General features: G+C 70.0%; 16 protein-coding genes. 5 read left to right on the top strand and 11 right to left on the bottom strand.

Features of this window, described 5'->3' with window-relative positions; genetic code table 11:
• The first annotated feature begins 158 nt into the window (after positions 1 to 158).
• Positions 159 to 2,303 (top strand): MMPL family transporter, encoded by a 2,145-nt coding sequence (locus BJ964_RS01975; protein WP_188119059.1) that lies wholly within the window; start codon positions 159 to 161, stop codon positions 2,301 to 2,303.
• Positions 2,304 to 2,378: 75 nt separating this feature from the next.
• Here the strand turns inward: BJ964_RS01975 and BJ964_RS01970 are convergent, their stop codons facing one another.
• From BJ964_RS01970 to BJ964_RS01960, 3 genes are all read right to left on the bottom strand, one after another.
• On the bottom strand, positions 2,379 to 3,830 hold the full coding sequence (locus BJ964_RS01970; RefSeq protein ID WP_188119058.1) for a HAMP domain-containing sensor histidine kinase: 1,452 nt from the start codon (positions 3,828 to 3,830) through the stop codon (positions 2,379 to 2,381).
• Entirely contained in the window at positions 3,827 to 4,519 is a 693-nt protein-coding gene (locus BJ964_RS01965; RefSeq protein WP_188119057.1) for a response regulator transcription factor, read from the bottom strand. The genes BJ964_RS01970 and BJ964_RS01965 overlap by 4 nt, the downstream gene beginning before the upstream one ends.
• 370 nt (positions 4,520 to 4,889) lie before the next feature.
• Positions 4,890 to 5,246 carry a VOC family protein gene (locus BJ964_RS01960; RefSeq protein WP_188119056.1) on the bottom strand — a complete coding sequence of 119 codons (357 nt, stop codon included), beginning with the start codon at positions 5,244 to 5,246 and terminating at the stop codon, positions 4,890 to 4,892.
• A 293-nt stretch (positions 5,247 to 5,539) separates the two neighbouring features.
• Here BJ964_RS01960 and BJ964_RS01955 point away from each other — a divergent pair, with 293 nt between their 5' ends.
• Both BJ964_RS01955 and BJ964_RS01950 read left to right on the top strand, forming a co-directional pair.
• A complete protein-coding gene (locus BJ964_RS01955) occupies positions 5,540 to 7,192 on the top strand; it encodes a methyl-accepting chemotaxis protein (RefSeq protein WP_188119055.1) in 1,653 nt (550 codons plus the stop codon).
• A gap of 219 nt (positions 7,193 to 7,411) precedes the next feature.
• Positions 7,412 to 8,911, top strand: coding sequence for a histidine kinase N-terminal 7TM domain-containing diguanylate cyclase (locus BJ964_RS01950; RefSeq protein ID WP_188119054.1), 1,500 nt, complete (start codon positions 7,412 to 7,414; stop codon positions 8,909 to 8,911).
• 12 nt (positions 8,912 to 8,923) lie between these two features.
• Here the strand turns inward: BJ964_RS01950 and BJ964_RS48970 are convergent, their stop codons facing one another.
• The 8 genes from BJ964_RS48970 to BJ964_RS01910 all read right to left on the bottom strand — a co-directional run bounded on the left by BJ964_RS48970 (position 8,924) and on the right by BJ964_RS01910 (position 17,522).
• Complete coding sequence (locus BJ964_RS48970; RefSeq protein ID WP_229806701.1) at positions 8,924 to 9,865, bottom strand: cellulose binding domain-containing protein; 942 nt, start codon at positions 9,863 to 9,865, stop codon at positions 8,924 to 8,926.
• A gap of 44 nt (positions 9,866 to 9,909) precedes the next feature.
• Positions 9,910 to 11,955, bottom strand: a complete 2,046-nt coding sequence (locus BJ964_RS48965; RefSeq protein ID WP_188119053.1) for a hypothetical protein — start codon at positions 11,953 to 11,955, stop codon at positions 9,910 to 9,912.
• On the bottom strand, positions 11,952 to 12,602 hold the full coding sequence (locus tag BJ964_RS01935) for a prepilin-type N-terminal cleavage/methylation domain-containing protein (RefSeq protein ID WP_188119052.1): 651 nt from the start codon (positions 12,600 to 12,602) through the stop codon (positions 11,952 to 11,954). Before BJ964_RS01935 ends, BJ964_RS48965 begins: the two co-directional genes overlap by 4 nt.
• Complete coding sequence (locus tag BJ964_RS01930) at positions 12,593 to 13,036, bottom strand: type IV pilus modification PilV family protein (RefSeq protein WP_188119051.1); 444 nt, start codon at positions 13,034 to 13,036, stop codon at positions 12,593 to 12,595. The genes BJ964_RS01935 and BJ964_RS01930 overlap by 10 nt, the downstream gene beginning before the upstream one ends.
• Complete coding sequence (locus BJ964_RS01925; RefSeq protein WP_188119050.1) at positions 13,036 to 14,238, bottom strand: type II secretion system F family protein; 1,203 nt, start codon at positions 14,236 to 14,238, stop codon at positions 13,036 to 13,038. Before BJ964_RS01925 ends, BJ964_RS01930 begins: the two co-directional genes overlap by 1 nt.
• 3 nt (positions 14,239 to 14,241) lie before the next feature.
• On the bottom strand, positions 14,242 to 16,026 hold the full coding sequence (locus BJ964_RS01920; protein ID WP_188119049.1) for a GspE/PulE family protein: 1,785 nt from the start codon (positions 16,024 to 16,026) through the stop codon (positions 14,242 to 14,244).
• The gene (locus tag BJ964_RS01915) at positions 16,023 to 17,117 is read right to left on the bottom strand and encodes a type IV pilus twitching motility protein PilT (protein WP_188119048.1); all 1,095 of its coding nucleotides are present in this window, start codon (positions 17,115 to 17,117) and stop codon (positions 16,023 to 16,025) included. The genes BJ964_RS01920 and BJ964_RS01915 overlap by 4 nt, the downstream gene beginning before the upstream one ends.
• 84 nt (positions 17,118 to 17,201) lie before the next feature.
• Complete coding sequence (locus tag BJ964_RS01910; RefSeq protein ID WP_188119047.1) at positions 17,202 to 17,522, bottom strand: competence type IV pilus major pilin ComGC; 321 nt, start codon at positions 17,520 to 17,522, stop codon at positions 17,202 to 17,204.
• A gap of 665 nt (positions 17,523 to 18,187) precedes the next feature.
• On the opposite strand from BJ964_RS01910, the gene BJ964_RS01905 reads away from it, so the two are divergent.
• Positions 18,188 to 18,499, top strand: a complete 312-nt coding sequence (locus BJ964_RS01905; protein WP_183215719.1) for a type VII secretion target — start codon at positions 18,188 to 18,190, stop codon at positions 18,497 to 18,499.
• A complete protein-coding gene (locus BJ964_RS48960; protein WP_229806702.1) occupies positions 18,496 to 19,653 on the top strand; it encodes a WXG100-like domain-containing protein in 1,158 nt (385 codons plus the stop codon). The genes BJ964_RS01905 and BJ964_RS48960 overlap by 4 nt, the downstream gene beginning before the upstream one ends.
• The last annotated feature ends 9 nt before the right edge of the window (positions 19,654 to 19,662 follow it).

Here is a 19,662-nt window from a genome sequence, read left to right as displayed (position 1 = left end):
ACGCCCCGGAGCGCCGTTCGACGCCACCACGCTGGTGCGTGCGCTGGGCACCTGGCTCGGTCACCTGGGCTGAGCACCGTTTTAACGGTCGTCTCAGATTCGCTCGGTACGAAGTCGGCCTCGGACAAGCGATGTAACGCGTATGTAGGAGGCTATTGATGGCAGTCAACGCAGCGCCGTCCAGGGAAGCGCCGCCCGGTCGGTTGGCGGGCCGGTGGGTGCCGTGGTTGGTGATCGGCCTGTGGGTGGCGCTGGCGGCGGTCATGGTGCCGTTGAGCGGAAAGTTGAGCTCTGTCACCACCGACAGAGCCGTGGACACCCTGCCGGCCAGTGCCGAGTCCACCAAGGTGGCGGTCCTGGAGGACAGTCTCCCCGGCGGTGAGGACAACACGTTCGTCTTCGTCTACCACCGCGCCGGCGGCATGACCGGCGCCGACCGCGCGACGGTCGAGCGCCACTACGACACCGTTGCCAAGCGGTACCCGCCGAAGGCGGCGGCCGGCGAGGACGACGAGGGCCCGTCGACGAGACTCTCCACCGACGGCGAGGCGATGATGTTCACCCTCGACGTGAGCACGACCTATGGCGGACCGGAGGCCATGGTCGGCCCGTTGCGTGACGCCGCGAAGGACCGCCCCGCAGGCCTGGAACTGGACGTGACCGGCCCGGCCGCGGTCGACGGCGACATGGACGCCGTCTTCGACGGCATCGACCTGCAGGTCTTCCTCACCACCGTCATCGTCGTCACGATCCTGCTCATCCTCACCTACCGCAGCCCGGTGTTGTGGTTCATCCCGCTCGTGGTCGTCGGCGCGGCCGCACTGACTGCGATGGCGACCGTCTACCTGCTCGTCAAGGGCTTCGGCATCGTGGTCAACGACCAGAACTCGGCGCTGCTGACGATCCTGGTGTTCGGCGTCGGCACGGACTACGCGCTGCTGCTCATCGCTCGATACCGGGAGACACTGCACCACCACGAGAACGTCCGGGTCGCGATGGTCCACGCGCTACGCGGCGCGGCGCCGGCCATCGTCGCGTCCGCGGCCACCGTGGTCGCCGGTCTGCTCTGCCTGCTCGTCGCGGACCTGAACAGCACCAGCGGGTTGGGCCCGATCGGTGCGGCCGGCATCCTGTGCGCGCTGGTGGCCATGCTGACGCTGTTCCCGGCGGTGCTCGTGGTGCTCGGCAGGCGGATCTTCTGGCCGGCCATCCCCCGGTTCAGTACGGCCGTGGAGGAGAAGCCGGGGCTGTGGGGACGGCTCGGCACCATCATCAGCCGCCGCCGGTGGGTGGCGACGCTCGGCTCGTTCGGAATCCTCGGCGTGCTCGCCATCGGGCTGGCCGGCAACACCGGCGCCCTGCGGGAGCAGGACCAGTTCCTGTCCGCGCCGGAGTCGGTCACCGGCTTCACCGTTCTCCGCCAGCACTTCCCGGAGCTCGGCGGCCAGCCGATGACGGTCTTCACACGGCCGGCGTACCAGGAGCGGGTGCTCGACATCGTCAAGGGCACTCAGGGTGTGGCCGTGGCCATCCCGGGTCAGACCGTCGGTGGCTGGGCCGACATCTCCGTGTTCCCGACGGACACGCCGGACACGGTCGCGGAGTACGACACGATCAAGCGGGTACGCACCGCCGTGCACGCGGTGAGCGGGGCGCAGGCGATCGTCGGCGGGCCGAGTGCGGAGAACCTCGACACCGAGATCACCACCAGCCGCGACGAGAAGCTGGTGATCCCGCTGGTGCTCGCCGTCGTCCTGATCGTCCTCGGGCTGCTGCTGCGCGCGATCGTGGCCCCGCTGATCCTGATGGCCACCGTGATCGTCTCATTCGCCGCGGCCTTCGGCGGCAGCGTGTTCATCTTCGACACGATCCTCGGGTTCAAGGGCATCGACTATTCGGTGCCGCTGCTGGCATTCCTGTTCCTGGTGGCGCTCGGCGTCGACTACAACATCTTCCTGGCCAGCCGGGCACGGGAGGAGACCGTGCGTCTCGGCACCGGACAGGGCATGCTCAAAGCCCTCTCCGCCACCGGTGGCGTCATCACCTCGGCAGGCGTGGTCCTGGCGGCCACGTTCGCGGTCCTCACCACACTTCCGCTGGTGATGCTGATCGAGGTCGGGTTCCTGGTCGCCTTCGGCGTGCTGCTCGACGCCCTGCTGGTGCGGTCGGTCCTGGTGCCCGCCCTCACCCTGCTGATCGGCCGGCGGATGTGGTGGCCGAGTCGGCTGTCCCGGCCGACGGCGGAGCCGCTGAACGGGCCACAGCCGCTCGCCGACGACGAGGAGCTCGCGCTGCAACGGTGAGCGCGGCGGCACGGAGAAGATCCGGGACGGGGCCCCAGGCCCGTCCCGGATCTCCTGCGCCAGGCCCCGGGCGGGTCAGCGCATCGCGGTGTCCTCCCCGGCGGTGAGCCGCGCGATGGGAGCGGTCGGGGCCGCGGCCGGAAGTTCGATCCGTAGTAGAGCGCCACCGCGTGCGGAGCGGGCGACGGTGGCCCGGCCGCCGTGGGCGTAAACGACCCGCTGCACGATCGACAGCCCGAGACCGGATCCCGGCAACGCCCGGGCGCTGTCGGCACGGTAGAACCGGTCGAACACCCGCGGTACGTCGGCAGCGTCGATGCCCGGCCCGGCGTCGTCGACCTCGAGCACCGCCGACGCGCCCTCGGCACGGAGCCGGACCTGGATCGGCTGGTCCGCGGGGGACCACTTGCCGGCGTTGTCGACGAGGTTGAGCACCGCTCGCTGGAGCGCAGCGGCCCGCCCGCTCACCCACACGGAGGTCACGTCGAGCGCGACCTCGAGGTCGGGCACGCGGGAACGCGCCTGGGCCGCGGCGGCCACCACCACGTCGGCGAGGTCGAGCAGCTCGGTGCTCTCGTCGCTTGCGTCACCGCGCGCCAGGTCGGTCAGCTCGGCGGCAAGGGTGCTCAACTCGGCCACCTGGGCGCCGAGATCGTTGAGCAGCCGGGTCCGGCTCTCCGCCGAGAGGGCGGTGTCGAGGGTGCCGCGCCGGTCGAGCCGGACCAGCAGCTCGATGTTGAGGCGCAGGCTGGTGAGCGGGGTCTTGAGTTCGTGGGCGGCGTCCTCGGCGAGCAGCCGCTGGGCCCGCCGGGAGTCCCGGAGCGCGGCGAGCATGTCGTTGATCGCCTGGATCAGTCGCCGGATCTCTCCACCGCCCTCATCCGGGATGTCGGCGTCGAGATCATGGGTGTTCGCGACACGTACCGCGGCGGCGGTCAGCCGGTCGATCGGTGCCAGTCCGGTCCGCGCCACGGTCCGCCCGACAAGGGCGCCGCCGACCACGCAGAACAGCCCGATCAGCAGCATGCCCAATCCGAACCGGTTGATCGGGCTGTCGTCGGCGACGTGGGCCACCTGTACCGCGCCGTCGCCCGCCCGCAGCGTGTAGATGCGGTAGCCGTCGTCGTCGCTGTCCATCGACTCCATCAGGTCGGCTGACGCGCCCCGCGCCACGCGACCGGCGTGCTCGCTGACCGGGGGCAGCTCGGGTTGGCCGGCCGGCGTCCGGGTCGAGCCGTCGGGCAGGATGACCCGCACCAGTCGACCGGATCCCGGATACGGCGGTAGCTGAACCCGTGCCAGACCGGCGCGCTGCGCGTTCGCCGCCAGGACGCGGGAGTCGGCGCGAAGCTGATTCTCGGCGGTGTCCCGCAGCTCCCAGTCCAGTAGCTCGCTGGCCACCTGGAAGGCCGCGAACACGCTGACCGCGATGGCCGTCGCCGCGATCACCGTCATCCTGGTTCGGAGGGACCGCCGGCGCCACCATCGGGTCAGCCGGCGCGGTTCCAGGTGGGTGTGCCCGCTCACGGAGGAGTCTCCCGCAACGTGTATCCCAGACCGCGCAGCGTGTAGATCAATCGCGGCTCACCCTCGGCCTCCATCTTGCGGCGCAGGTAGCTCACGTACACCTGGAGGTTGTTGGCGGTGGTGCTCATGTCGAAGCCCCAGATCGCCTCGAACAGCGCGTCGCGGGTCAAGACCCGGGTCGCGTTGCGCAGGAGAACGTGCAGGAGGGAGAACTCGGTCCGGGTCAGGCGCAGCGGCCGCTCACCCCGCCACGCCTCGAACCTGTCGGGATCGAGCCGGACGTCGGCGAACGACAGGATCTGCGACTCCCCGTCGGCCGGCGTGCGCCGGCGCAGCAGGGCCCGCACCCGGGCCAGCAACTCCTCGGTGGCGAACGGCTTGGGCAGGTAGTCGTCGGCGCCGGCGTCCAGTCCCGTGACCCGGTCGGAGACCTGGTCACGGGCGGTCAGCATCAGCACCGGCAGTCTCCGGCCCGCGGCCCGCAACCGCCGGCAGGTCTCCAACCCGCCGAGACGGGGCATCATCACGTCGAGGATCAGCAGATCCAGCGTGTCACCGGCCGCCCCCTCGACCCCGTCGAGCACGGCGAGACCGTTGGCGACGGTGCTGGTGTCGTAACCCTCGACCTGGAGCACCCGCTCCAGCGACTCACGGATGGCCGCGTCATCATCCGCGATCAGGATCCGCACGCCGGCCCGCCCCCTTTCAGTCGATGCTTTTGTCGCCCATTCTCCCCGGCCAACCTGAAGCCAGGATTAGAGCCGTCGCCTCTGCGCTGCCCGTGAGCCGTGCTCTCACGGATGCCTGAGCTCAGGTCTGACCACCGAAGGGACGGCAACGAACCGGGGGACAGCCGGCACGGATATTCGCGAGAGCGGAGTGTCTACCGGGATCCGCGAGCCGATCACACTGCCGTGCCCGATCCGGCGAGGCCTGGCATTCCGGAAGTCGTACCGAGGGGAGCGGCGCAGCTCCCGCCGTCGAGAATGTTCGAGTGATTCTGGGAGCAGGTCACCCTTGGTGACCTAGCGAGTCGTCGACGGTAGGCGCGGACCGGCGTCAGTGGGGCAGGGCGTGGGCGATCGGGTGGCGGGGCTCGTACAGGCCGAGCTGTCCGCCGCCGGGCAACCTGATGCCGGTAAGCAGACCCCAGCCCTGGTCGGTGGCCGGCCCGGTGAACTCGACCCCGCGCTCGCCCAGCTCGGCCATGGTCGCGGCCAAGTCATCACACATCAGGTAGAACTCCTGCGCAGGCGTCCCGTCGGTCGGATGCACAGCCAGTTCCCCGGGCGGAGCCTTGAAGATGAGCCAGCCGCCACCCGCATCGACGTGCGGGTACCCCAGCACGTCCCGAAAGAACGTCCGGTCGGCCTCGGCGTCGCGGCTGTAGAGGATCACGTGCCCGCCGTTGATCACATCCAGATACTAGTCCGGTCGGCCATCGGTGGGGCGTCGACATCACTGTCAGCAACGAGCGCTTCGCGGCCTGGTCGCGGTGGTCGATGGGCCGGGTCTTCGTGCTTCCCGACCTCTGGGGTACGGGCGGCGCGTTCGCTCAGCCGCGGTCTGTGTGTGGGCGGCCACCTTCCCGGCAGGTCGGGAATCTCTTCAGCCAGCAGTCGGCCGGCCGATGAGCGGATCGAGCGAAGAAGGGCGGCGCGGGCCGTTCGGCTCGAACGCGGGCGGAGGCGTGACATTCCATGGGCAGCATGAACACTCCGGAGGACGGCACTTCCGGTCGCCGGGGTTTCCGGCAGTTCCTCGCCGACATGTCGGTCGGACGGAAGATCACCACTGCGATCGCGCTCATTGCGGCGGTCGCGATGTTGGTCTCGTCGTACGCGCTGGTCCAGCTGCACGACATGAGCGAGAAGCTCGAAGCGATGCACAGCGAGAACGTCGGCAATGTCGTGCTGCTCGACGAGGTCCGGCACGGCGTCCAACTGCTCAACGGCAACATCGGCTCGTACGTCGCGGTGCGCGACGACGCCAGCCGCAAGGCGATCGCCGGCAAGGTGGGCACCGTCGCCGAGGATCTCGACAAGACCTTCACCACCTACCGCTCCGGGCTGGCCGACGACGACCCGCGACAGGTCGAGGCCGCCGCGTTCCGGACCGCCTACGACGACTACCTCGAAATCCTTCAGTCGGCGATGAAGCTCGGCGCCGACGCGGCCAGCCTTCCCGGCGGCCTGATCGCCACGGCGGGCTACGACAAAATGATCAAGAGCGCCTACGAGGCGGGCGCGACGCTCGACAGTGCCCTCGCCGCGCTGGTCGGCGCCGAGGTCAAGGCGGCGGATGAGGCCGCGACCCAGGGCCAGGACCACTACCGCAAGGGCTTCTGGCTGACTGTCGGTCTGCTCGCCTTCGGGCTGCTGTTCGCGCTGGTGCTCACGATCTGGGCGATCCGCATGCTCAACCAGCGGATCCAGCTGCTGTTCAAGGGCCTTGAGGACACCGCGAACGGTGATTTCACCCATGACGTGCCGGTGATGTGTGCCGACGAGCTGGGCACGATGGCCGCCAAGCTCAACCGCACGGTCGCGCTGATGCGCCGTGTCATCGGAAGCGTTTCATCGGGTGCCGACCACATTGCCGGCAGCTCGCAGCAGCTGGCCCAGGCCGCGGAGGAGATCGCGGCGCAGGCCGAGTCGGGCAGCGCGCGGGCCGCCGACGCCGCGGGTGCCGCCGAGAAGGTGTCCGGAAACCTGCACACCGTCGCGGCGGGCGCCGAGGAGATGGGCGCTTCGATCCGGGAGATCGCGCACAGCGCCGGACAGGGCGCCGACGTGGCGGCCAAGGCCGTCGAGGCGGCCCGCGCGACCACCGCCACGGTAGCCAGTCTGGGCGCCTCGTCGGCCGAGATCGGCAGCGTCGTCAAGACCATCACTTCGATCGCCGAGCAGACCAACCTGCTCGCCCTCAACGCGACCATCGAGGCGGCGCGCGCGGGCGACGCGGGCAAGGGCTTCGCGGTCGTCGCGGGCGAGGTCAAGGATCTCGCGCAGGAGACCGCCAAGGCGACCGAGGACATCTCGTCGCGGGTCGAGGCCATCCAGGCCGACACCGAACGCGCGGTGGCCGCCATTGCCGAGATCAGCGAGATCATCGGCCGGATCAATGACTACCAGACGGCCATCGCGACGGCGGTCGAGGAGCAGACCGCGACCACCGCCGAGATGAACCGCAACGTCACCGAGGCGGCAACCGGCGGCTCCGAGATCGCGAGCAGCGTCAGCCTGGTGGCGGAGGCCGCCCAGAGCACCGCGGCCGGCGTCGACCAGAGCCGTACGGCAGCCGTCGCCCTCTCCGAGGTGTCCCAGGAGCTTCGGGCGAGCATCGCCGGCTACCGGTACTGAGCGGGCGCCGCCGGGTCCGGTAGGGCCTGTGAGGGCGGCGGCTGGACAGGGCGCGGCTGATGGTCGGTCGCTGGATTTCGCTGCGCACGGGCGCTGGGCAGCTCAACGGCTCGTCACCGGACCACCGGTGACGAGCCGTCCGAATGTCGCGGTCCTCTCCTCAACTTGCCCCTTGCGGCACCGATTCGTACCGGCGTCAACCGTGGGAAGGGAGGGACGATGCAGCTCGCCATGGTCGCCGTTTACACCGGAGCCGGCCTGATCGCTCTGCTGTACGCCGTGCTGACGTTTCGGCGCCGGTCCGAGACGCCCCTGGCCCTTCCGCTCGGCCTCGTCATGGCCGGCGCGGCGGAATGGGCGCTGGCCAACGCCGGTGTCCTGGTGGCGCCGACGCGGGGGCTGGCGCTGGGTCTCAACTATGCGATCTTCCCCGGTGTGGCGCTGGTCATCGTGGGCTTCTTCTGGCACACCACGGTCTCCGCGGGGCGCCGGCCGCCGCGGCTCCCGCTGATGCTGATCCACCCGGTGCTGCTCGTGGCCGTCACCGCCACCGATCCGTGGTTTCACCTCTTCTACCGGCAGGCCGAGGTGGCCGAACTCGGGATCGCCGTGCAGCACGGCCCGGCGTACTGGGCACACGTCCTGTACGGCTACGCCATGATGGGATTCGGCACGGTGCTGGTGATCCGGGCGATGCGCCGGGCGGTCCGCGGCCAGCGGCGGGTCTACCGGTGGTTCCTGGTCGGCGCGCTCGCGCCGACGGTGGGCAACCTGGTGACGGTGTTCATCGGCGTGGACTGGCAGGGGCTCGATCTGACCCCGGTGCTGTTCCTGGTCTCCGGTGTCGTCTGGTGGTGGACCGACCGTTCCGGCGTGAACTCCGAACGGGTGCCGGTCACCTATGCGCAGGTCATCTCGGCGCTCAGCGACGCCGTCATGGTGCTGGACTCCCACGGCCGGTTCCTCGACGTCAACCCGGCGGCGACCAGACTGCTCGCCGCGGTGGACCCGGCGGGCGGCGCCGTGATCGGCAAGCGGTGGCAGGAGATCGCCGGCCCGCACTTCACCACCGTGGTCGCCGACGCCGGCCAGACCACCATCCACGGCCCCTCGGGCGACGTGTACGACTTCCGCGTCGTCAAGATCGAGTCGGCCGACGGCAGCTGTCCCGGCACCGTCGTCGTGGTGCGGGACATCACCGAGCTGGAGCGGCTCCGCGCCGAGCTGACCGAGCAGGCCATGCGTGACGGCCTCACCGGGGTGTTCAACCGCCGGCACCTGACCGCCGTGCTGGAGGCACAGGCCAGCGCGGCCACCGACGGCCACCCGCTGTCGATCGTGATGATCGACGTGGATCACTTCAAAACCATCAACGACCGGTACGGGCACGCCGCCGGCGATCAGGTGCTCGTCGACCTGGCCCGGCAGGTGACCGGCTCGGTCCGGGAGTGCGACATGGTGGCGCGCTACGGCGGCGAGGAGTTCGTGGTCGTGCTGCCGGGGACCGGCGCGCAGGCCGCGGCCGAACGCGCCGACTGGTGGCGCCGGCAGTGCGCCGCCCGGGGTGTCACGTTCAGCGCCGGCGTGGCGCAGCTGACCATCCCGGGCGGCAGCCCCGACCACCTGCTGCACCTCGCGGACGAGGCGCTGTACCGGGCCAAGCGGGCGGGCCGCAACCAGGTCCTGGTCGCCGAGCCCACCCTGTCGCTCATGGGGTGACCTTCCCGGCGATCACCCCGTGGTCAGGACGCAGGTCGTGGCCGGGGTCGTGTTGGTGCCGCTCGACGAGGCGAGGAAGCCGAAGGTCGCGGTGCCTCCGGCGGCGACCCGGCCGTTCCAGTCGGCATTGCGGGCGGTGACCGTGGCGCCGGGCTGGGTGACCGTGGCATTCCATGCCTGGCTGACCTTCTGGCCGTTGACGAAGGTGAACGTCGCGGTCCAGCCGGAGGAAACCGATGAGGAGCCGTTGCTGACGGTGACCTCACCCTGGAAGCCGTCCGCCCATTGCGAGGCCACCCGGTAGGTCGCCGTGCAGGTGCCGGCCGGCGGCGCCGTCGTGGGACTCGTGGTCGGCGGTGTGGTGGTCGGCGGCGTGCTGCCGCCGAGCACCTTCGCCAGCACGGGGTACCAGGCTTCGGCCATCTTCCGGAAGCCGGTGTCGTTCGGGTGGATGCCGTCGACGTTGTCGGCGATCGCGTCGTATCCGGTCCACAGGTCGGCGAGGACGATCGGCGACTGGGACGTGCCCAAGCCGGATGCCCAGGACGGCAGTGCGTTGTTGAGCGCCACCACGTCGGCCGGGCAGGTGGAGCAGGCGGAGGCGCTGATCGGGATGATCTGCGCGACGATGATCTTCATGGCGGCGTTCTGCGCGCGCATCTGGCCGATCAGCTTGGTGAAGGCGTTCAGTTTGTCCGCCAGCGGGATGTACCCACCCCACATGTCATTGGTGCCCAGGTGCATCAGGACGACGTCCGGCCGGGCCGTACTCAGCCACGGCGGCAGCTGGTTGTTGGCGGCGATCCCGGTGGCCGAGAAGCCGCCGTGCCCCTCGTGATCGAAGTCGTACGAATAGCCGGGGTTGCAGCCCCCGCCGTCGGACTGGGTGCCGACGAAGTCGATGTCGGTGTAGCCGGCGGTCTGGAGGCTGTGCCAGAGCTTGGCACGCCGCACGCGAACGCCGGACCGGGCGACGGCTGTGTTCGACGACCGCCCGGTCAGCCGGCCGGGGTCCAGTTCAGGATGGCTATCTGGCGTTTGCCGGCGACGGGAGCGGACGGCACCGCGTCGACGATCGCCACCTTGGCGCGGAGCCGGGGAGTGCCGGTCGTGGCGCACGACGGGGCAGCGGGACAGACGTACGCGGTGAGGTAGACGGCGTACGCGAAGCCCGGCGCGTCGTCCGGGACCTCGATGACCGGCCCGAGGTAGGCGAAGCTGCCGGTCTGCTTGATGTGCAGGGAGCGGCTGATCACGCCGAAGCGGAAGACCTGCTCGGAGAGGTTGTTCAGGCTGATGTCGAGGGCTGCCTTGGGCGTGTAGGTGGTGCCCTGCACGTAGAGCTGGCTGCCCGGGCTGTTCGTGGTCATGATGACCGCGCACGAGGACGAGCTGCCCGGGTACGGTCCGCGGGTCACGCAGCCGGACTCGGCGCGCAGGGCCGGGGCCACATACGACAGCTCGAGCTGGATGGCGTCGATGGACTCGATGTCGTCCTTGGTCCCGGGGGTGCTGGTGACCTTGATCTGCGCGCCGTCGAAACCGTACTGGTAGATCGAATCGGCGAGATTTCCCGCCGTGGTGTCGACGGGCAGGGAGGCCTGTTCGGTCTGCCAGTTCGTGGCCGAGGGCGCCCCGCCGGGGAGGTTCACCGTCTGGGCCCGGCCGCCGGCGGCCGGGGTGACCACGACGGTGGACGGGTCGTTGCCCGAGCCGGTGCTGTGCCGGTGGATCACCCGTACGGTCGCGCTCTTGAGAATCGATCCGGCCGGAACGGCCGTCTTCGGCGCGACCTCGACGGTGAGTGACCCGCTCGCGTTCTTGTTCGGGCTCTTGAAGGTGGCGCCGGAGCCGTCGACCGTGTCGAGCTTGGCGACCGTAGCGTCGGTGAAGTCGCCCTTCGACACCACGCTGGTCACCGGGGGCGTCTTCGTGGCGGTCGAGTCGTCGCCGGAGGTGAGGCCGTAGACGGCGACCGGCGGCTGGGTGCTGCCGCTGCTGAAGTTCCAGCCGCCGCAGATCTCGGCCTGGCCCGCCCTGACCACCATCCGGCTGTCGCCGCCGAAGATGAACTGCACGCCGTTCGCCCGTGCGTCGTCGATCGGGTTGACGCAGGCGCCCGGGATCCTCGTCGAGGAGGACAGGGTGCCGGTCGGCGTACCGGCCACCAGCTTGCCGTCGTTGATCGTCCAGACGTTGTCGCCGGAGTCGAGCAGCGGGTTCCGGTTCGTGCCGGTGCCGGTGTTGTGGAAGTCGAAGTAGTAGGTTCCCGGCTGGAACCACCAGACGCTTCCCCGGCACTTGCTCTTGCCGCTTCCGCTCATCATCTCGGAGAGGGCCACCGCGTCGTCGTAGTAGCCGGGGCTGAACTCGACGACCGAGTTCTGGCTGGTGCAGGCGGGCATCGGCTGATAGTCGGGGGCGGTGCTGACGGTCGGGGTGTAGTCCGGGTCCTTGCCGAGCGCCTTGTGCGCGTCCGACGAGCACTTCTTGGCCGGCGTGCTCTGGATCGAGCCGGTGCACGCGCCTTCGGCGTACACGCCGCTGCTGGTGCTCAGCGACCCGCTGGCCACGTCGATCGTCGACTTCGAGTAGATGCTGCCGTGCACCCGGAAGGTCGCGGAGTTCGGCTGGGCGATCGACAGGCCGTCCTCGCCGGCGATGTCGCCGAGCGTCAGGATCGCGTTGCCGGGCCGGTTGCAGTTGCTCAGCGACGGGCACTGGATCCGTACGGCCGACGACTCGTCGGTGCTGCACGAGACGGCCGCCGAGCCGGTGCCGTCGAAGGAGGGCAGCGACAGCGTGTTCGACGACCCGAAGCATTTCCCGTCGGCGGTCGACGTGCTGTTGCGGATGTTGTTGATCGCGGCCTGCACGGCGCCGTCGGCGTCCGCGACGGCCGAGGCCTGGGCGCGCAGGTTGATGGTGGTTCGCAGGCTGGTGTCCGCGTAGGTCAGCAGCGCGCCCAGCACCACCGCGACGACCGAGATCACGATCAGCACCAGGACCAGCGCGGCGCCTTCGTCGTCGGGTCGGCGTTTCACTGTTGCCTCCGGTGGCCGGTGAGGGTGATCGGGTACGGGTCCGCGCCCGGCAGCGTGGCCGAGAAGGCGAGGGTCACCGTCTGCGGCACCGAGGCGCTCTCGCAGGTCGTGGGGCTCGCGCAGGACACGGTGAAGGTCGCCGGGTCGACGTGGTGGGCGACGACGATGTCGGTGGTGGCGCCGTCGGCGCAGACCAGCCGGTGCAGTTCGCTCACCGTGCCGGCCGGCGCGAGGTAGTACGCCACGATCCGGGTGTCACGGGTGGCCGGGCTGGTCGAGGCGTCCCAGTCGTCGGCGAGCAGCCGGATCTTCGCGGCGGGTGTCGCCGAGGTGCCGCAGACCTGGCCGCCGGCGTCGAAGGCCGCGTTCACCTGGATCGAGGCCTTGAACGGGATGGTTCCGCCGGGCCCGGCCGTGTCCAGGTCCCGCAGGCCGACCGCGGCCACGTCGCGGGCCAGGTAGGCGGCGCTGATCTGGGCGTCGTGGGACAGCGACATCCGGGCGGCGGTGGCGTCGGTGTTCCGGAAGTACAGGATCAGCGCGTTGCCCAGCGGGACCACGATGACCGCGGTGATGGCGACCACGATCAGCAGTTCGATCAGGGTGAAGCCGGCGTCGTCGCGCGCGGTCCGGGGAGTCAGCCGCATAGCGCGTCCGCCAGTCCGCACGGCTTGCGCACCACGATGACGAGATTCTCGACGGCCCGCGAGTCGCTGCTCGCGACCTCCAGCGTGAGCTGCCGCAGCCCGCGGTCCGTCGAACAGCCGCTCGACCACGCGGACCCGGTCCAGTAGCCGACCTTCTTGATCGACGCGGAATAGCCGGCCGGCGGGGTGAAGCTCGCGGTGAGCGCGCCGCATCCGGCGGGATATCCGCCGGCGTCGACGGTACGGGTGATCGCCTCGGCGTAGTTGTGCAGGGTGACGCCGGCCGTGGTCTGCTTGCGATGGATGTCGGACACCGTGATGGCGGTGACGAGACTGCCGAGCACGGCCACCACGGCGGTCGACATGAGCGCGATCGCGACGATCAGTTCGATCAGCGTCTCGCCGCCGTCCGAGCGGTCTCCGGTGGCCCGCATCAGATGTGGACCTGGTTGAAGATGCCGTACATCGCGGAGACCAGCGCGATCGCGACGAAGCCGACGATGCCGCCCATCACGATGATCATCACGGGCTCGAAGAGGGCGGTGAGCTTCTTGAGCTTGTAGTCCAGCTCGCCCTCGTAGTACTTGGCGGTCACCTCGAGCTGCGCGTCCAGGGTGCCGGTCTCCTCGCCGACCCGGATCATCCGGGCGGCGGTGCCGGGGAACAGCCCGGTGTGGGAGAGCGGCCAGGCCAGGCCCTCGCCCTGGAGAACCCGTTCGCTCACCTGGTTGAGCGCCCGGACGAAGACCAGGTTGCGCAGTGAGGACGTGGCGACGTGCAGGGCGGACGGCAGCGGAACGCCGGCGCTGACCATCGAGGCGAAGATCCGGCAGAACCGTTCGACCAGGGTGAACTGGATGGTGGTGCCGAGCACCGGGACGCGGAGCAGGAAACGTTCCACGGCATGCCGGCCCGAGTCGGTGCGCAGCGCGGCGACGAGTGCCAGCGTGCCGGTCGCGGCCGCGGCGAGCATCGCCCACCACCAGTTCGTGACGAAGTCGGTGGCGGCCAGCATCATCCGGGTCGTCAGCGGCAGCTCGGCGTCCAGGTCGGCGAAGAAGGTCCGGAACCGTGGCAGCACGAAGCCGGCCAGAATCACCACCGTGACCACCGACATGACGGCGATCATGATGGGGTAGATCATCGCCGAGGTGATCCGGCGCCGGGCCTCCAGGTCGCGTTCGAGGTAGCGGGCCAGCTGGCTGAGAACGGTGTCCAGCTGCCCGGTCAGCTCGGCGGACCGCAGGATGCCGCGGTAGAACTCGGGGAAGACCTTGGGGTGCTGGTCGAAACAGTCGGAGAGCGTGTCGCCGCGGCGCAGCCCCTCCTCGACCCCGGCCATCATCTTGCGGATCGCGAAGTTGCTCGCCTCGGCGCCGAGAGTGTGCACCGCGTCGACGATCGTCAGGCCGGCCGCGATGAACGCGCCCAGCTGCCGGGACAGGTGCATGACCTCCTCCCGCTTGACGCGCGGCGCGGTCAGCTCCAGCTGCAGCAGGCTCTTCTTCTCCTCCAGCCGGACGCCGCGCATGTCGAGGTCGTAGAGCGCGAGCTCGGCGGCCTCCCGCGAGTCGGCCCTGTACACGCCGGTGACCTCGTGGCCGTCCGGGCGTACCGCGGTATAGGTGAATTTCATCGGTCAGCTCCCCGGAACGTAGATCGAGCGAAGGATCTCGGCAGGCGTGGTCACGCCGTCCGACACCAGCCGGGCCGCCTCCTCCTGCAAGGTGCGCATGCCCTCGCGGCGGGCGGTCTGGCGGATCTCGTCGTGCCCGGCGCTGGCCAGGATCTGGGCACGGATGGCCTCACTGACCGGCATCATCTCGTAGACGCCGACCCGGTCCAGGAATCCGGTGTGCGCGCAGAAGTTGCAGCCCGCCCCGCGGACGAACCCGCCCTGGGGCGGCCGGCCGCCGATCGCCGCGATCAGCGCCAGCTCCTGCTGCGACGGCTGATAGTGCTCGGTGCAGTGCCGGCAGATCCGGCGGACCAGGCGCTGGGCGACCATGGCGGTGACCGACGAGGCCACCAGGAAGTTCTCGATACCCATGTCGAGCAGCCGGTGCAGGGCCGAGACGGCGTCCGTGGCGTGCAGCGACGAGAGCACGAAATGCCCGGTCAGCGCGGACTGCACGGCGATGCGGGCGGTCTCCACGTCACGGATCTCGCCGACCAGGATCACGTCCGGGTCCTGGCGCAGGATCGACCGCAGGCCGTCGGCGAAGGTGAGCCCGGCAGCCTCGTTGATCTGGATCTGGTTGATCGACGGGAACGTGTACTCGACCGGGTCCTCGATCGTCATGATGTTGCGTTCCGGGCTGTTGATCTCGTTGAGCGAGCCGTACAGCGTGGTGGTCTTGCCACTGCCGGTCGGGCCGGCACAGATCACCATTCCGTACGGGGCGCGCAGCAGCGCCGAGTACCGGTCGGTCATCTGCGGGCTCATGCCGAGCGTGGCCAGCTCGTAGAGCGGGCGGCTCTTGTCGAGCAGCCGCATCACCACCTTCTCGCCGCCCACGACCGCGGTCGTCGACACCCGGATGTCGACCGCGACGCCCTCGACCTCGGTGCTGATCTGGCCGTCCTGCGGCCGCCGGCGCTCGACGATGTTCATGCCGCCGAGGATCTTGATGCGGCTGACCAGCGCGGAGCCCATCGAACCGGGCAGATCGAGCATGTCGTGCAGCGCGCCGTCGATGCGGAACCGCACCCGGATACGTTCGCTCTGCGGCTCGATGTGCACATCCGAGGCACGGTCCCGCAGCGCCTGCGTGAGGATCATCTGAACGACCTGTACGACCGGCGCGTCCTCGTGCGCGGCCGGCGAGGCGGCCCGGGCCACGTCGCGGCGACCGATCTCGCGGGCCTCGAACGCCTTGACATGGACGTCCACGCCGGTCAGCGCGCGATAGCCGTTGCCGATCGCGCGCATGATCTCGGACTCCGGCGCGACCCCCAGCGTGACGGCCCTGCCGATCGCCTGGGCGAGCGCCTGGCGGACCGCCTCCGACGGCAGCGCGACCACGACCGCCACCTCGGCATCCTGGAGCGTGACCGGGATGGCGAGAAGCTCGCGGGCGGAGGCCTCGTCCAGCAGCGCGACGGCGGACTCCTCCGGCACGACCTGACGCAGATCGACGACGGGCAGACCGTGCTGGTGGGCGACCGCGCGGGCGATGTCACGGTCGCTGACCGCACCACTCTCGACCAGCAGCTGCCCCAGGCGCTTGCCGGTGCCGCGCTGGGCCGCGCTCAGGGCGGCCAGCACCTGCGCGTGCTGGACCAGGCCGGCGTACAGCAGCAGCTCGCCGAGACGCCGGCCGCCGTTCACGATGCTCAGGTCGGTGGGCCGGATCGGCTCGGGAAGGAGCACGGCGGCGCGGGGTTCGGTGCCGGCCTGCTCGGCACGGTTGCGCAGCCTCATGAGCCGGCACCCGTCCGGGTGCGGGGGCGAACCTCGATGTCACGCGGGAAGAGGCTGCGGGCGGCCGCCTCCTCATAACTGACCACACCGGCCTGCACCAGGGCGGAGAGCGAGTGCTCCAGCGTCTGCATGCCCTCGCGCTGACCGCTGACCAGCGCGTTGCGCAGCTGGTGCTGCTTGCCTTCCTTGATCAGGTTGCGCACGGCGGTGTCGGCGACCAGCACCTCGTACGCGGCGACCATGCCACCGCCGATGCGCGGGACGAGCCGCTGGTAGACGATCCCGGTCAGCGCGGCCGCGAGCTGGACCCGGATCTGGGCCTGCTGGTGCGCCGGGAAGACGTCGATGATGCGGGCCAGCGCCTGCGTGGTGTCGTTGGTGTGCAGCGTCGCGAAGACCAGGTGACCGGTCTCGGCGAGGGTGAGCGCGAACGCGATCGACTCCAGGTCGCGCATCTCGCCGACCAGCAGGACGTCCGGGTCCTCACGCAGCGCGGCGCGCAGCGCGTCGGAGAACGAGTTGGTGTCGGTGCCCACCTCGCGCTGGCTCACCATCGAGCGGCGGTGCTCGTGCAGGTACTCGATCGGGTCCTCGATCGTCACGATGTGGCAGGCCCGGTCGGTGTTGATCTGGTTGATCACCGAGGCCAGGGTGGTCGACTTGCCCGAGCCGGTCGGGCCGGTGACCAGCACCAGGCCCTGGTGCTGGCGCGCGAACGAGCCCAGCACCGGCGGCAGGCCGAGCTGCTGCATGGTCGGCACGTGGGCGGGGATCATCCGCAGTGCGATCGCGGTCTCGCCGCGCTGCCGGAACGCGTTGCCACGGATCCGGGCGGTCTCCCGCCAACTGAACGAGAAGTCGTACTCGTGGGTGGCCCTCCGCTCCTCGGCCTGCTCCTCCGAGAGCAACTCGGCGAGAAGCTCCTCGGTGTCGGCGCCGGTGAGCACCGGGGCCTCGGTCACCGGGCGCAGCTGGCCGTCGACGCGCATCTGCGGCTGCATGCCGGCGGTCAGCAGCAGGTCGCTGCCGCGGGCATGCCACAGGATGTCGAGGAGCACGTCGGCACGGCTGCCGATCGCGGTGGGGGGCACGAGAACCTCCGGAGGGGACGGACGGGCGGAAGGGGTGGCGGGGCGGAGTGAATGGTCACCTCGCCCCGCTACGGCTTCGGCAAATCAGCAGCCAGCGGCCGTGACCGTGCCGTCGGTGGCGTCGATGGTGATGCCCGCGGGTTCCGACTTGAGGAATCCCTTGCTCTTGAGCTCAGCGAGGCTGGCCGTGTAGGAACCGTTCTTGGCGTAGTACGCCTGGACCGCGACCTCGACGGTCTTCTGGTTGGACTGGCAGGTCGCCTTCTTGCCTTCGTCCTTGAAAGCGGAGACGCCGAAGACGATGATTCCGGACAGGACGCCGATGACGACGACGACGATCAGGAGCTCGATGAGGGTGAAGCCCTCGTCGTTGGCGCGGGCCGCGCGAAGACGCTGACGAAGCATGGGGGGTTCCTGTGTTTCTCTCGGGTTCGCCGCCGAAGCGGCAGACAAAAGGGCGTGCTGCGTCCGCCGCCCTGGTGGGCGGCACACTTTTGGTGCTTGAGGGGTACGACCGGAAGTGCCGAGTCAGGAGCCGCCGGCCCGGTTCCGACAGGAAGGACGGTCGGCCGACGGTGAGCGGGGTCCCGCGAAGACGCCCTACGTGGCGGTCACCGGAGTGCTGCCGGAGCCATCGGCGGTCCAGTACGCGAAGGCGTGCCGTGGTTGAGCTTCATGTCCGTAGTCCTCGAGGGCGTCGGCCGGGGCAGGCCGAGAAGTCCTTCGGGGTCGGTTTCGCCTCTCGCTCCCTGCCGAACCCAGGGCGACCATGTCGTCCGGCAGATCACCGCTTCCCGGCGGCCCTGGCTGGCCGCTCGGGACAGTTAAGACGGCATCCTTCTAGCCCGGATCACCCTTCTGGCCAGCTTGTATGCGACTAAAACCGCTTGAGGAGGAGATTATCGGTTTTTCTGAGGAGCCGTTCGTCCTCGGTTGTCCGGCACGGCCCGGCAACAGCACCGCCCTGAGCTGCTGAAACCCGAGTTATCCACAGGTTTCGGAAGAGCGTTGAAAGGGGCCGTCCAAGACATCTAGCTTCCTTGATGTCATAGGTACGGGATGGGGGAGCTGTGGTCGACCGGGGAAACGACGCGGTGTCGGTGACGCCCGCGGATCTGATCAGCCACGCCGGGCACATCGGTGTGATCGCCGATGTGCTCGGTGACGTGGGGCAGGCGTCCGAGGCGGTGCGGCTCGGCGCTCAGGCGTACGGCGAATTGTGTGCCCTTGTCCCAGGAATGCTGAACGGGCTGCACGATGCCCTCGCCGACGGGATCCGGGTGGCCGAGGAATCGCTGCTCGGATCGGCCGCGCGGGTGCGCGCCACCGGCGAGCGCTATGCGGCCGCCGACGTGGCCGCCGCCCGGCGGGCCGGGTCGTGAGTGACGGCACACTCGTCGCCGAGCGGGTCGACCAGCCGCCCGACCCGTGGGCCGGGGTGTGGATCGTCGAGGACATCGAGATGATCGCCGCCGGTGTCCGCGACCGGGACTGGGTGGAGGGCGGCCTCGGCGGGGTCAGCGCCGGTCTCGACAGCCTGGCCCTGGCCTCCGACCCGATCGGGGTGCTCCTGCAGTACGGCGTCTCCTGGATCATCGAGCACGTCGAGCCGCTGCGGGACACCCTCGACCAGCTCGCCGGTGACCCCGCGCAGATCACGGCGTATGCGCGGACCTGGCGCAACATCGCCGAGGCCCTCGAAGAGGAGGCCGGCCGGCTCGACCACGCGGTCCGGGGGGACGTGGCCGGCTGGGCCGGTACGGCCGGGGAGGCCTACCGCGCGACCGCCCGGGAGCAACACGGCACCCTGACCGCGCTGGCCGCGGCGTCCGGCACGATGGCCGCGCTCACCGAGGGCGCCGGCCTGCTCGTCGCCGGGGTCCGCGAGCTGGTCCGGGACGCGATCGCCACCCTGGTGTCCCGGCTGGTCGCCTACGCCGCCGAGGTGGCCGCCACCTTCGGCGCGGCGACCCCGCTGGTGGTCGAGCAGGTCGGCACGCTCGTCGCCTCCTGGGCCGCGCGGATCGCCCGCTGGGTGCACGACCTCATCGCCAGCCTGCGCAACCTCCTGCCCAGGGTGCGGCGTCTCGACGACCTGATCGAGGAACTGCGGAAACTCAACCGGCTGCCGGACGGCGGCGCCGACCCGCCGCCGCAGCCCGGGAAGAACGGCGACGACAAGCGGATCCACGACCTCGGCGACGATCCGGCCGTCGGCAGGCACCGTCCGGAGGAGTCGGAGAGCGCTCAGCGGATCGAGGAGGAGACCGGGGTCCGGCTCACCCGGGCCGAGAAGGGCTCGTCCGCCGACTGGGTCGACGAGACCGGGAAGACGTACGACGCGGTCGGCAACTTCGACAGCCGCTACTTCGAGCGGCAGTGGCCCCAACTGCAGTTCCAGATCGAACGGCATCTGGACAAAGCCGACCTGGTGCCGGTCGATGTGTCAAGGTTTACGCCGGAACAGAAGGCCATGGTGGAGCGGTTCATCGAGCAGCGAGGGCTGGGCCCGCGCGTCTTCGTGGTGGGGAAGTGATGGCGGGAC

Origin of the sequence: Actinoplanes lobatus (genome assembly GCF_014205215.1) — a bacterium.
GTDB lineage: Bacteria > Actinomycetota > Actinomycetes > Mycobacteriales > Micromonosporaceae > Actinoplanes > Actinoplanes lobatus.
The sequence above is the reverse complement of the archived record's forward strand: the minus strand, read 5'-3'. Positions and strand labels throughout refer to the sequence as shown.